The organism is Nocardioides oceani (genome assembly GCF_030412965.1).
In the GTDB taxonomy this organism is placed as follows: Bacteria; Actinomycetota; Actinomycetes; order Propionibacteriales; family Nocardioidaceae; genus Nocardioides; species Nocardioides oceani.
In genome coordinates, this window is the sequence record NZ_JAUHJQ010000148.1 from 1 (window position 1) to 279 (window position 279).

Annotated in this window: 1 protein-coding gene; it reads right to left on the reverse strand. The window is 49.5% G+C overall.

What is annotated here, in order from left to right:
- A partial coding sequence (locus tag QWY28_RS23615; RefSeq protein ID WP_300955348.1) for an NAP domain-containing protein occupies positions 1–279 on the reverse strand: 279 nt, incomplete at both ends.

The following is a 279-nucleotide window of genomic DNA, read 5'->3' on the forward strand; positions in this document are numbered from 1 at the left end:
CTTGGTTCTTGCCTCCGGCGTTGGTGTCTGAATCGCCGTCTTCTTCTTCATCATCTTCATCTTCCTCTTCTTCCTCGTAGTCCTCTTCATCCTCGATACCCTCACCAGTGAAGTAGAGGACTGCTCTAGGCACAACGCGTTCTCTGATATAGTGGCCAATCTCGAAATCGCTGGTCAACAAGTTGCGGAGGTCCTCGTCGACGTCTTCCTCCTTGGTGTCTTCGGGAATGGTGGGTGGAGTAAAGAAATTGAAGAATGAATCGTTTTGCACAGTCTTAG